The organism is Pseudomonas sp. GD03903 (assembly GCF_029840045.1).
GTDB classification, from domain to species: domain Bacteria; phylum Pseudomonadota; class Gammaproteobacteria; order Pseudomonadales; family Pseudomonadaceae; genus Pseudomonas; species Pseudomonas pseudonitroreducens.
Genome location: NZ_JAOCBT010000016.1, coordinates 132,712 through 145,587 on the forward strand (window position 1 = coordinate 132,712; position 12,876 = coordinate 145,587).

A 12,876-nucleotide genomic window follows, 5' to 3' on the forward strand; every position below is an offset into this window, starting at 1 on the left:
ACGGCGCAAGTTTCTCTTGGCCATGGCAACGGCGTTATCAGGTTCCCCTGATGCACCGCAGGATTTTTCCTATTCGCGGCCACTCACAGCGAGCGGTGCGACACCGCTTACGCCTCACCCACCGTCAGCTTCGACGTGGTTGCCGCAATACCTTCAGCACGCCCCCGAGCTCCGATGAGCGTTGGGAGGCCCCCATCAGGTCCAGCACGATGGTCAACACGAACAGCGGCACGACCAGCAGAAGCATCGTGGGAGCGAGTTCCATGGCCGTATCCGGGAGCACAAGCAGCGTGCCGGACATCAAGGCGACCAACAGGATGATGACCAGCTTGATCAGCACCGAAGCAAAATCGACGAGGCCGCCCATTCCAGGCTCCTGCATATCAAGGTGAGGCGACCTGTATAGCGATGACTAGCAGACGCGGAAATCAGAAATCTCCCGCAATCCACCAGTCATCTCCGAAGACAACGGCAACCGCTCTGGCGCATGGGCAAGCGTCATATCGATGCAATGATTTCGACTTAATCTGCCGCGCCAACGATGCCTCAAATGGAAGTTGACTCATGCAGTACAAGTCGAGCCCCAGCGATGCCCAACCCTGGCCCGTCACCATCGCCTGGCTCACCATCGCGTTCATCTGCTACGCGTTCCCCTGGTCGGCATTCGCCGCCCTGCCCTCGTCCCAGGGTGGTGAGCCGGTGCTGCGCATCCAGGGCTCCAACACCATCGGTGCACACTTGCTGCCCGAACTGGTGAAGGGACTGCTGGTCAGCGAGGGCTACAGCGACGTCAGTGCCAAGCCAGGCAAGGCAGAGAACGAACAGCGCATCATCGGCCGCACCCAGGAAGGCAAGGAGGCCATCATCGACCTGGCGGCCCACGGTTCCAGCACCGGTTTCGTCGCCCTGAAGGACAACAGCGCCGAACTGGCGGCCGCCTCGCGCCCGATCAAGGACGCCGAGGTCGCGGGCCTATCGGCGTCAGGCAACCTGCGCAGCGCCAAGGCCGAGCAGGTGATCGGCATTGATGGCCTGGCGATCATCGTCAACCCGGCCAACGTGCTGGATGAACTGACCACCGACAGCCTCGCGCGAATCTTCTCCGGTGAAGTGAAGACCTGGGAAGAACTGGGTGGTCGCGGCGGTGCGATCCATCTGTACGCCCGCGACGACAACTCCGGCACCTTCGATACCTTCAAGGAGCTGGTGCTGGCCAGCCACGGCAAGGCGCTGGCCGGCGGCGTCCAGCGCTACGAGTCCAGCGACCAGTTGTCCGCCGAGGTGAGCAAGGACCCGCAGGGCATCGGTTTCGTCGGCCTGTCGTCCGTGCAGAAAGCCAAGGCGCTGCGCATCGCCGACGGCGACTCCCAGGCAATGCCGCCCTCGACCACGCTGATCGCCACCGAGGATTACCCGCTGTCGCGCCGCCTGTTCCTCTACATGAAACCGGAAGAGCCGAACCGCTGGGCCCGCGCCCTGCTGCAGTTCGCCCAGGGCGACAAGGGCCAGGCCCTGGTCAGCGCCAGCGGTTTCGTCGGCCAGCGTGTGCAGGCGGTGAAGATGGCTCCACGGGCCAGCATGCCGGAGAACTACCAGGCCCTGGCGCGTGACGCCGAGCGCCTGTCGGTGAACTTCCGCTTCCGCGAAGGCAGCGCCACCCTGGATAACAAGGCGCAACGCGATATCGACCGCCTGCTCGCCTACCTTCAGCAGAACGGCAAGATGAACAAGCAGGCCGTGCTGGTCGGTTTCGGCGATCCGAAACAGGACCCAGCCCGCGCCGAACTGCTCTCCAAGTTGCGGGCCATGGCCGTGCGCCGTGAACTGGCGAAGGAAGGCGTGATGTTTCGCGAGATCAGCGGCATGGGCGACGCCCTGCCGGTGGCGGCCAACAGCGATAACGACGGTCGGGTGAAGAATCGCCGCGTCGAAGTCTGGGTCTACTGATCCCTCTGGCGGTCAGCGTCTAGACTGTCTGAAGGACGCATACCGCCCGGTCTGGAATTACTGTAGGAACTTGTTACGTTCCTTCGCTTGTCTCTGCCGGGCGCTCTGCTATTTTCCCGCCAGTGACGCCGGGCCCCTCTGACGGTTGCCAACCGCCATGTCGGAGTCACTTTTCGACAACGACACTAAGGGAGGGGCCAAATGACAGCTCTGCACGCCTTTTTGACCGAACCATTCCTCGGAACCGCCACCTGGTTCTGGCTGGCCTTCCTGGCCATCGTGATTCTTCTCCTCGTACTCGACCTGGGCGTCCTGCAACGCGATCACCACGAGATCGGCGTGCGCGAGAGCCTGATGCTCTCTGCCGGCTACTTCGCCTGCGGCCTGGCCTTCGGTGGCTGGGTCTGGTACGAGTTCGGGGCCACCAGCGCGGTGGAGTACTACACCGGTTTCCTCGTCGAACAGTCGCTATCGATGGACAACGTGTTCGTCATGGCGATGATCTTCGGCTTCTTCGGCATTCCTCGCCGCTACCAGCACCAGGTGCTGTTCTGGGGCATCCTCGGCGCCATCGTCATGCGCGCGCTGATGATCGGCCTGGGCGCCGCGCTGGTGAAGGAATTCGAGTGGATCATGTACGTATTCGGCGCCTTCCTGCTGTTCAGCGGCGTGAAGATGCTGTTCAGCAAACATGATGCCGAGCCGGACCTGGCGAACAATCCGGTGCTGAAGTTCCTGCGCAAGCGCATCCGCATGACCGACACCATCCACGAGCACCACTTCTTCGTGAAGATACCGGACGCCTCGGGCAAGCTGGTGCGCTACGCCACCCCGCTGTTCCTGGCGCTGATCCTGATCGAAATCGCCGACCTGGTATTCGCCGTGGACAGCGTGCCGGCGATCTTCGCCATCACTCAGGACCCTTTCATCGTCTACACCTCGAACATCTTCGCGATCCTCGGCCTGCGCGCCCTGTACTTCTCGCTGGCGGCGATGATCCACCGCTTCGTCTACCTGAAGTACGCCCTGGCGCTGGTGCTGGTGTTCATCGGTACGAAGATTTTCCTGCATGGATTCATCGGCAAGGTTCCCGCGGCCCTGTCGCTTGGCGTAACCTTCGGCCTTTTGGCGGGTGGCATACTGCTATCCTTGCTCAAGACCCGCAGAACCAGCGAGGAGCCGCTGGAAATCGTCAGCCAGGAGAGCATCCATGCAAGCGCTGGAGGTGAGGATCGAAGCCGTTGAGTTTCGCGGCCGGGCCTATTGGCAGGTCCGTCTCGGTCGTCGTGCCCTGCGCTTCCCCCATGAGGCTGCCGCACGCGCCTTCGCCGCCCAGTTGCACACACGGCGCGAGTGGCTGATCGAGCAGAGGGCAATGGCCGACGGACCAGACCCCTCTCCACAGCAGTGAATGAACAGGGCCAGCGCAAGCTGGCCTTGTTCATTGTGAGTCGAGCACTACCAGCGCTTGAAAGCGAGCGTAGGAGCGGACTCCGTCCGCGATGGGTTTCCGGCAGCTACGAGCCGGCCCGATGCACATCGCGGACGGAGTCCGCTCCTACAAAAAGCACCATGCTCCCGGAATGAAAAAGGCCCGCATCAGCGGGCCTTTTTATTGGGGACTAACGATCAGCGGCTGCTGCGCAGAGCATCCTTGGGCACGTACTTGCCGATCTCGTACTTGCCGATGGCCGCACGGTGCACCTCGTCCGGGCCGTCGGCCAGGCGCAGGGTGCGCTGCATGGCATACCAGTAGGCCAGCGGGAAGTCGTTGGAAACGCCGGCGCCACCATGCATCTGGATGGCGCGGTCGATCACCTGCAGGGCGACGTTGGGCGCGACGACCTTGATCTGGGCAATCTCGCTCTGGGCAAACTTGTTGCCGGCCTTGTCCATCATGTAGGCGGCATTGAGAGTCAGCAGGCGAGCCTGGTTGATCTCGATGCGCGAGTTGGCGATGTGGTCGATGTTGCCACCCAGGCGAGCCAGCGGCTTGCCGAAGGCGGTGCGGCTGACGGAGCGCTTGCACATCAGTTCCAGCGCGCGCTCGGCCATGCCGATGGAGCGCATGCAGTGGTGGATACGGCCTGGGCCGAGGCGGCCCTGGGCGATCTCGAAGCCGCGGCCTTCGCCGAGCAGGACGTTCTCGTAAGGCACGCGGACATTCTCGAACAGCACTTCGGCGTGGCCGTGCGGAGCGTCGTCGTAGCCGAACACCGGCAGCGGACGAAGGATCTTCACGCCGGGGGCGTCAGTGGGCACCAGGATCATCGAGTGCTGCTGGTGACGCGGCGCATCCGGATTGGTCAGGCCCATGAAGATCATGATCTTGCAGCGCGGGTCGCAGGCACCGGAGGTCCACCACTTGCGGCCGTTGATGACCCACTCGTCACCATCGCGAACCGCGTTGGCTTCCATGTTGGTGGCGTCGGACGAGGCCACGCCCGGCTCGGTCATGGCGAAGGCGGAGCGGATTTCGCCACGCAGCAGCGGCTCCAGCCAGGTGCGCTTGTGCTCTTCGGAGCCATAGCGCACCAGCACTTCCATGTTGCCGGTGTCGGGAGCTGCGCAGTTGAACGGTTCGGAACCGATCAGCGAGCGGCCCATGATCTCGGCCAGCGGTGCGTATTCCATGTTGGTCAGGCCAGCGCCCAGTTCCGACTCGGGCAGGAACAGGTTCCACAGGCCTTCGGCTTTCGCCTTGACCTTGAGGTCTTCCATGATTTGCGTGGGCTGCCAGCGGTCACCCTGGGCCACTTGCTCCTCGAACACCTTCTCGGCGGGATAGACGTTGGCTTCCATGAACGCGGTGAGGCGCTCACGCAGGTCCTGAACCTTGGCGGAATAAGCGAAATCCATGGGGGCTAACCTTCTGGCGGCGGTTGTTTGTGTGGAGTGATGCTAGAACAGCGGGAAGGATTTACCCAGCCTATTATCCGAATCGATGAACATTCATAACCCATATGGACCTGGGCGCCGGTTCGGGTATGATCGGGCCAAAACAATGACAAGCGGAGCCCCGGTAATGAACCTCAGCAAGGTCGATCTGAACCTGTTCATCGTCTTCGACGCGATCTACACCGAAGCCAACCTGACCCGCGCCGGACAGATCGTCGGCATTACCCAGCCCGCCGTCTCCAACGCCCTCGCCCGCCTGCGCGAAACCTTCAACGACCCGCTGTTCGTGCGCACCGCCCAGGGCATGGTGCCGACGCCGATGGCGCAGAACATCATCGGACCGGTGCGCAATGCGTTGCAGTTGCTGCGCGTATCGGTACAGGAAAGCCGCACCTTCACCCCGACCCAGGCGAACAAGACCTACCGCATCAGCATGACCGACCTCACCGAGGCCATCGTCCTGCCGCCGCTGTTCCAGCGCCTGCGCCGCCAGGCGCCGAACGTGCACATCGAGAGCTTCCTCTCCAAGCGCCGCGAGACCACCAAGGAGCTGGCCGCCGGCCGCCTGGACTTCGCCGTCGATGCACCGTTGAACACCGACCCGCAGGTGCGCCACGTCAAGCTGATGGAAGACCGCTATGTCTGCGCCATGCGCCAGGGCCACGCGCTGGCCAAGGACAAGGTGACGCTGGAGGAATACCTGTCGGTAGCACACATCCAGATCTCCAGCCGCCGCAGCGGCCTCGGCTACGTTGACCTGTCGCTGGGCAAGATGGGCCTGCAACGCAAGATCGCCCTGCGCTCGCAGCACTACCTGATGGCGTCCACCGTGGTGCAGCAGACCGACATGGTGGTCACCGTGCCCGAGCGCTTCGCCCGCCACCATGGCCTGCACTTCGTCGACCTGCCGGTGAACGACGTGCCGAAGCTGGAAACCCACCTGTACTGGCACGAAAGCACCGACCAGGACCCGGCCAACCGCTGGATGCGCGAGCAGATCATCGAGCTGTGCCAGCAGGTGACGGCGCGCGAGGCGCGCGAGGCGGCGGAGCGCGCCTGATTTATGGGGCGATACCTGTCGATGGGTATCGCTTCGCTCCACGCCATCCTACGAATCTGTGGCTCCAATAGGCTGAATCCGGCATCCGCCTTACCTGTAGGAGCGAGCTTGCTCGCGAACATTGCTTGCCGGTAACTCGTCCGTTGGGCGGTTCGCGAGCAAGCTCGCTCCTACAGCAAAGCAACAGTGCCAGGTAAGCCACCTGCAGACCCCGTCCTGCCGAAGTGCCTGTCCAACGAACAGGCCGGGGTCTGCCGGCGAACCCTTACAGACTCCGCGCGATCACCAGTCGCTGCACGTCGCTGGTGCCTTCATAGATCTGGCACACGCGCACGTCGCGATAGATGCGTTCCACCGGGTAATCCTGCAGATAACCGTAACCGCCCAGGGTCTGGATCGCCGCGGAGCACACGCGCTCGGCCATTTCCGAGGCGAACAGCTTGGCCATCGAGGCCTCGGTCAGGCACGGCAGGCCGGCTTCGCGCAGGCTGGCGGCGTGGTGGACCATCTGCCGCGCCACGGCGATCTCGGTGGCCATGTCGCTGAGGCGAAAAGCCACCGCCTGATGCTGGATGATCGGTTTGCCGAAAGTCTCGCGCTCGTGGGCATAGTCGCGGGCGTACTCGAACGCCGCACGAGCCATGCCGACCGCCTGCGAGGCGATGCCGATACGCCCGCCTTCCAGGTTCGCCAGGGCGATGGCGTAACCCTGCCCTTCCTCGCCCAACCGGTAACTGGCGGGAATGCGCACGTCATCGAAGGCAATCTGGCAGGTATCGGAAGCATGCTGGCCGAGCTTGTCCTCCACGCGCACCACGCGGTAGCCGGGCGTATCGGTCGGCACGATGAAAGCGCTGATGCCCTTCTTGCCGGCCGCCGCATCGGTCACCGCGAAGACGATCACCACGCCGGCATGGCTGCCGGAGGTGATGAACTGCTTGCTGCCGTTCAGCACGTAATGATCGCCATCACGGCGCGCGCGGGTCTTCAGGAAGCTGGCGTCGGAGCCGGCCTGCGGTTCGGTCAGGGCAAAGGCGCCGATCATTTCGCCACGGGCCAGGGGCACGAGGAACTGGCGCTTCTGCTCGTCGTTGCCGAACTTGGCGATGGGCATGCAGCCCACCGAGTTGTGCACGCTCATGATGGTCGAGCAGGCGCCGTCGCCGGCGGCGATCTCTTCCAGGGCCATGGCGTAGGCCAGGTGGCCGGTCTGCGCGCCGCCCCACTGCTCTGCCACCAGCATGCCGAGGAAGCCGAGATCGGCCATTTCCTTGATGGCTTCGGCGGGGAAACGGTGCTCGCGGTCCCAGTCGGCGGCGAAGGGTTTCAGCCGCTCCTGGGCGAACTGGCGGGCAACGTCGCGGATCTGGAGGTCTTCTTCGCTGGGAATCATGGTTGGCTCCTTAGGCCAGGCGCTCGACCGCAATGGCCGTGGCTTCGCCGCCGCCGATGCACACCGAGGCGATGCCGCGCTTGAGGTCGTACTGCTTGAGCGCCGACAGCAGGGTCACGATCACCCGCGCACCGGACGCACCAATCGGGTGGCCGAGGGCGCAGGCGCCGCCGTGGACGTTGAGCTTGTCGTGGGGAATATCCAGGTCGCGCATGGCGGCCATGGCGACTACCGCGAAGGCTTCGTTGACCTCGAACAGGTCGACATCGCCGATGGCCCAGCCGGTGCGTTGCAGCAAACGGTTCACCGCGCCCACCGGGGCCGTCGGGAACAGGTTCGGCGCATCGGCGAAGGACGAGTGGCCACGGATCGCCGCCAGCGGCGTGAGGCCGCGTTTCTCGGCTTCGGACAGGCGCATCAGCACCAGCGCGGCGGCGCCGTCGGAGATGGAGCTGGCGTTGGCCGCGGTGACAGTGCCGCCGTCACGGAAGGCAGGCTTCAGGGTCGGAATCTTGTCCGGGCGCGCCTTGGGCGGCTGTTCGTCCTGGCTGATTTCGCGGGTTTCCTTGCCGGCCTTGACGCTCAGCGCGACGATTTCCTCGGCGAAGCGGCCTTCGCTCATGGCCTTCTGCGCACGGGTCAGCGAGGCGATGGCGTAGTCATCCTGCTGCTGGCGGGTGAAGCCGTACTTCTCGGCGCAGTCCTCGGCGAAGGTGCCCATCAGGCGGCCCTTGTCGTAGGCGTCTTCGAGGCCGTCGAGGAACATGTGGTCAAGCACCTTGCCGTGGCCCATGCGGTAGCCGCTGCGGGCGCGCTCCAGCAGGTACGGCGCGTTGGACATGCTTTCCATGCCGCCGGCCAAGGCCACGCGGGCGCTACCGGCGAGGATGGCGTCGTGGGCCATCATCGCCGCCTTCATGCCCGAGCCGCACATCTTGTTCACCGTGGAGCACGGCGTGCCGCGCGCCAGGCCCGCACCCAGCACTGCCTGGCGCGCCGGCGCCTGGCCCTGCCCGGCGGAGAGCACGCAGCCGAGCACCGCTTCGTCCACCTCTTCGGCGCCCAGGCAAGCCCGTTCGACAGCGGCGCGAATAGCGGCGACGCCGAGAGTAGCGGCGGTGACGTCCTTGAAGTCGCCGAGGAAGCCGCCCATGGGCGTACGGGTGGCGCTGACAATGACGATGGGATCGTTCATGAGCTGTCTCCTCTTACTTCGCGGCCATGCGGATGGCGCCGTCGAGGCGGATCACTTCGCCGTTGAGCATGCTGTTCTCGATGATGTGGCGGGCCAGCGCGGCGTACTCGTCGGGGCGACCGAGGCGCGGCGGGAACGGCACGCTGGCGCCGAGGGAGTCGCGCACTTCCTGGGGCATGGCAGCCATCATCGGCGTCTCGAAGATACCGGGGGCAATGGTCATCACGCGGATGCCCGAGCGCGCCAGTTCGCGGGCGATGGGCAGGGTCATGCCAACCACCGCGCTCTTGGACGCGGAGTACGCGGCCTGGCCGATCTGCCCGTCGAAGGCGGCCACCGAGGCGGTGTTGATGATGATGCCGCGCTCACCACCGGAGTCCGGCTGGTTCTGCGCCATGGCTTCGGCGGCCAGGCGCAGCATGTTGAAGGTGCCGATCAGGTTGATGTTGATGGTGCGGGTGAAGCTGTCCAGCCCGTGCACACCGTTGCGGCCGATAATTTTCTCCGCCGGCGCCACGCCCGCGCAGTTGGCCAGGCCATGCAGCGCGCCGAAGGCATCGAGGACAAGTTGCACGGCGGCCTTGCCGTCCGCCTCGCTGCACACGTCGGTGCGAATGAAGCGTGCATTGGCTTCGCCCAGTTCGGCGACCTGGGCCTCGCCGGCTTCGGCGTTGATGTCGGCCAGCACTACCTTGGCGCCGGCGCTCACCAGCAGTTTCGCGGTGGCTGCGCCGAGGCCGGAACCGCCGCCGGTGATCAGGAATACCTTGTTCTGGATCTGCATGAAGTCTCTCCGCTGTACTTAGTGAGCTGCCGCTTTCTCGGCCGCTTCGCGTTGCTTGGCGATCTCCTGGTTGCGCAGGAGGAAGCGCTGGATCTTGCCGCTGGGGGTCTTGGGCAGTTCATCGACGAACTCCACTTCCCGCGGGTAGCTGTGCGCCGACAGTCGCTTGCGCACGTACTGTTGTAGTTCCTCGGCCAGCTCCGCGCCCGGCCGGTAGGACGGGCAGAGCACCACAAAGGCCTTCACCAGTTCGGTGCGCTCCGGGTCCGGCTTGCCGATGACCGCCGCCTCGATCACTGCCGGGTGTTCGATCAGCGCGCTTTCCACGTCGAACGGACCGACGCGGTAGCCGGAGGTGGTGATCAGGTCATCGGCTCGGCCGACGAAGCTGATGCTGCCATCGGCGTTCAGCTCAACGGTGTCGCCACTCAGGTAGTAGTCGCCAACAAAGGACTTGGTCTGCATGCCCTGGTAGCCGGCGAACCACATCAGCGGCGAACGCTGGCGGTCCATGGCAAGTACGCCAGGCTGGCCGGCGGGCAGTTCGTTGCCCTGCTCGTCCAGCACCACCACGCGATGGCCGGGAATGGAGAAGCCGGCAGCGCCGACGTGCACCGGGTGCTGCAGTTCGTGATGGTTGGCCAGCACCATGCCCAGCTCGGTCTGGCCGTAGTGGTCGTGGATGGTCACGCCCAGCTCGCTGGCGAACCAGCGGATGACTTCCGGCGTCAGCGGCTCGCCAGCGCTGCTAACGGCACGCAGACAGCCCTTGAGCGGTTTGGATGCCGCCTCGCCAGCAGCGATCAGCAGGCGGTACGCGGTAGGCGAGCCCGCCAGGTTGGTGATGGCGTACTTGCGCACGATGCGGCAGGTGCTCTCCACCGTGAACGCGCCTTCGTAGAAGGTGATCGGGTGCCCCATGGCCAGCGGCCCGGTGACGCCGTAGTAGAGGCCGTAGGCCCAGCCCGGATCGGCCAGGTTCCAGAACGAATCCTCCTCGCGCAGGCCCACCGCATCGCGCATGTAGCCAACGAAGGCGACGATGGCTTTCAGCGGCACGGCGAGCGGCTTGGCCAGGCCGGTGGTGCCGGAGGTGAACATCAGCAGGAAGGTGTCTTCGCCGCTGCGCAGGACCGGTTCGAAGTCCGGCGAGTGCCGTTCCAGTTCAGCCCAGAAGCTGTAGTCGCCATGGCGGATGCCCTGTCCCTTCGGCCCGCCGACGGTCACCTGTGTGGGCGCGTCGGGTACTTCGTCGAGCTTGCCGCGGTTGGCGCCGTCGGTCACCACCACCTTGCTGCCGGCCAGCTTCACGCGATGCTCGATGGCTTTCGGCCCGAAGGCAGTAAACAGTGGCTGGTAGACCGCGCCCAGGCGCCAGGTGCCGAGCACGGTGATCAGCAGTTCCGGGGTGCGCGGCAGCATGCCGGACACCACATCGCCGGGACGCACGCCGAGGCTGTGCAGAAAGCTGGCGAAGCGGGCGGAGAGTTCTTTCAGCTGGCTGAAGGTGTAGGAGGCGCTGTCGCCGTCCTTGCCCTCCCAGAACAGCGCGACACGGCCGGGAATGGCGTGACGGTCGCAGCATTCGACGCAGGCATTGAGGGCATCGAGGTTGCCGGCCAGGGTGGCGTCGGCGGTGGCGCGGTAATCGAACTCGCCAGCGGCGGCGGAATGGGAACGCATCACTTGGGACTCCCGGGTTGTTCTTGTTGGAGTCCCCTGATGTTCCCGCCGCACGCAGGCACGGGCAATGTCGAAAGCCGCCAATCTGGATGAGCGGATTGGACAGCTTGGGCTGTGCGCTGACGATTGGTTGGCGTAGGAGCGGACTCCGTCCGCGATCGGCACCGAGTCATGCGGTTCGCGAGCAAGCTCGCTCCTACAGGGTCTGCAGCGTGCGATTTTTGTAGGAGCGAGCTTGCTCGCGAACCCGCCGTGGCGCTGAACTCATCGGCTGATCGCGGAGGACGTTCACTACGGCGGAAAGTTTCCGAACTCGGATCAGCCCTCACCCTAACCCTCTCCCAGAGGGAGAGGGGACCGTCCGGCGCGCGATGTGGGTTCGGCGTCAGCCGGTTGGCGATGGCGCAGGAAGAGCATCGACCTCACCGGCCGCTACGGGCTGCCCCCTCGCCCCCAGGTGCGGGGCGCGCAGCCAGGGCTGGGGTGAGGGGAAAGTCCGAGAACTGGGTGGATTGCGCGTGGTGGTGGAGTTGCCGCGGCGGGTGGGGTGACGGTCAGCTTAGGCAGGCTTCTGTGGGGGCAGACTGCGTCCGGTGCCGTGCCGTGCGGTTCGCGAGCAAGCTCGCTCCTACAGGGAAATACCAGCGCCAGACTGTAGGAGCGAGCTTCCTCGCGAACCCGCCGTGGCGCCGAACTCATCGGCTGACCGCGGAGGACGTTCACTACGGCGGGAAGTTTCCGAACTCGGATCAGCCCTCACCCTAACCCTCTCCCAGAGGGAGAGGGGACCGTTCGGCGTGCAACGAGAGAACGGCGTCAGCCGGTTGGCGATGGCGAAGGAAGAGCATCGCCCTCACCGGCCGCTACGGGCTGCCCCCTCGCCCCCCAGTGCGGGGCGCGCAGTCAGGGCTGGGGTGAGGGGAAAATCCGAGCTCCGGAGGTCAGGGTCACACGCGGAACTGATCCATCAACCCCTGCTGATGGTTCGCCAGCTTGTTCAGCGATTGGCTGACCTGCGCCGATTCCTGCGCCTGGCTCGACAGCGATTCGGTGACGTCGCGAATCCCCGCCACGTTGCGGTTGATCTCCTCGGCCACCGCGCTCTGTTCCTCGGCGGCGCTGGCGATCTGCAGGTTCATGTCGGTGATCACGCTGACCGCATCGCCGATGCGCTTCAGTGCGGCGACGGCCTGTTCCACCTGGCTCACGCTGTCCTGGGCCTGGCGGTGGCTGTTGCTCATCGCGCCGACCACGTCGCGGGTGCCGTTCTGCAGGCCTTCGATGACCTGGCGGATTTCCTCCACCGAATCCTGGGTGCGCCGGGCGAGGTTGCGCACCTCGTCGGCGACCACCGCGAAGCCGCGCCCAGCCTCACCGGCGCGGGCGGCTTCGATGGCGGCGTTGAGCGCCAGCAGGTTGGTCTGCTCGGCGATGCCGCGAATGACTTCCAGCACCGAACCGATCTGCTCGCTGCTCGCCGCCAGACCTTCCACCTGGCTCATGGCACTGCTCATATCGCTGGCCAGTTCGTCGATCAGGCGGGTGGTGTTGTCGATCACGTTGAGGCCATCGCGCGTGGCACCGTCGGCGCCGCGGGCGGCATCGGCGGCCATGGCGGCGCTGTTGGCGACGTCGTGGGCGGTGGCGCTCATCTCCTGCGAGGCGGTGGCGACCTGGTCGACTTCGCGGAACTGCTGCTGCATGCCGGCACTGGTCTGGCTGGCGATTTCCGAGGATTGGTCGGCGGTGGCGCGGGCGTCGTGCACCGAGGATTTCACGTCGCGGATGATCGGCTGCAGCTTGTCGAGGAAGCGGTTGAACCAGCCGGCCAGCTCGCCCAGCTCGTCCTTGCCGGCGTAGTCCAGGCGCTTGGTCAGGTCGCCTTCGCCGCTGGCGATGTTGCGCAGCATGGCGGC

General features: G+C 65.2%; 11 protein-coding genes. 4 read left to right on the forward strand and 7 right to left on the reverse strand.

Annotated features, from left to right (window positions below; translation table 11 throughout):
- Nucleotides 1–124: 124 nt before the first annotated feature.
- Nucleotides 125–367, reverse strand: a complete 243-nt coding sequence (locus N5C91_RS22705; RefSeq protein ID WP_279832133.1) for a hypothetical protein — start codon at nt 365–367, stop codon at nt 125–127.
- Nucleotides 368–564: 197 nt separating this feature from the next.
- On the opposite strand from N5C91_RS22705, the gene N5C91_RS22710 reads away from it, so the two are divergent.
- From N5C91_RS22710 to N5C91_RS22720, 3 genes are all read left to right on the forward strand, one after another.
- On the forward strand, nt 565–1,947 hold the full coding sequence (locus N5C91_RS22710) for a phosphate ABC transporter substrate-binding/OmpA family protein (protein ID WP_279832136.1): 1,383 nt from the start codon (nt 565–567) through the stop codon (nt 1,945–1,947).
- Nucleotides 1,948–2,148: 201 nt separating this feature from the next.
- A complete protein-coding gene (locus tag N5C91_RS22715; protein ID WP_279832139.1) occupies nt 2,149–3,192 on the forward strand; it encodes a TerC family protein in 1,044 nt (347 codons plus the stop codon).
- A complete protein-coding gene (locus tag N5C91_RS22720) occupies nt 3,158–3,358 on the forward strand; it encodes a hypothetical protein (protein ID WP_236174609.1) in 201 nt (66 codons plus the stop codon). The genes N5C91_RS22715 and N5C91_RS22720 overlap by 35 nt, the downstream gene beginning before the upstream one ends.
- A gap of 218 nt (nt 3,359–3,576) precedes the next feature.
- Here the strand turns inward: N5C91_RS22720 and N5C91_RS22725 are convergent, their stop codons facing one another.
- A complete protein-coding gene (locus N5C91_RS22725; RefSeq protein WP_236174608.1) occupies nt 3,577–4,806 on the reverse strand; it encodes an acyl-CoA dehydrogenase in 1,230 nt (409 codons plus the stop codon).
- Between the two features lie 166 nt (nt 4,807–4,972).
- Here N5C91_RS22725 and N5C91_RS22730 point away from each other — a divergent pair, with 166 nt between their 5' ends.
- A complete protein-coding gene (locus N5C91_RS22730) occupies nt 4,973–5,905 on the forward strand; it encodes a LysR family transcriptional regulator (protein WP_024765514.1) in 933 nt (310 codons plus the stop codon).
- A gap of 265 nt (nt 5,906–6,170) precedes the next feature.
- Here the strand turns inward: N5C91_RS22730 and N5C91_RS22735 are convergent, their stop codons facing one another.
- The 5 genes from N5C91_RS22735 to N5C91_RS22755 all read right to left on the reverse strand — a co-directional run.
- The gene (locus N5C91_RS22735) at nt 6,171–7,298 is read right to left on the reverse strand and encodes an acyl-CoA dehydrogenase family protein (protein WP_236199846.1); all 1,128 of its coding nucleotides are present in this window, start codon (nt 7,296–7,298) and stop codon (nt 6,171–6,173) included.
- Nucleotides 7,299–7,308: 10 nt separating this feature from the next.
- Nucleotides 7,309–8,493 (reverse strand): acetyl-CoA C-acyltransferase, encoded by a 1,185-nt coding sequence (locus N5C91_RS22740; RefSeq protein ID WP_279832143.1) that lies wholly within the window; start codon nt 8,491–8,493, stop codon nt 7,309–7,311.
- Between the two features lie 13 nt (nt 8,494–8,506).
- Nucleotides 8,507–9,277, reverse strand: coding sequence for a 3-hydroxyacyl-CoA dehydrogenase (locus N5C91_RS22745; protein WP_279832146.1), 771 nt, complete (start codon nt 9,275–9,277; stop codon nt 8,507–8,509).
- Nucleotides 9,278–9,295: 18 nt separating this feature from the next.
- On the reverse strand, nt 9,296–10,960 hold the full coding sequence (locus tag N5C91_RS22750; RefSeq protein ID WP_279832148.1) for an acyl-CoA synthetase: 1,665 nt from the start codon (nt 10,958–10,960) through the stop codon (nt 9,296–9,298).
- Between the two features lie 947 nt (nt 10,961–11,907).
- Nucleotides 11,908–12,876: HAMP domain-containing methyl-accepting chemotaxis protein (locus N5C91_RS22755; protein ID WP_279832150.1), on the reverse strand; the 969-nt coding region annotated here is incomplete at its 5' end.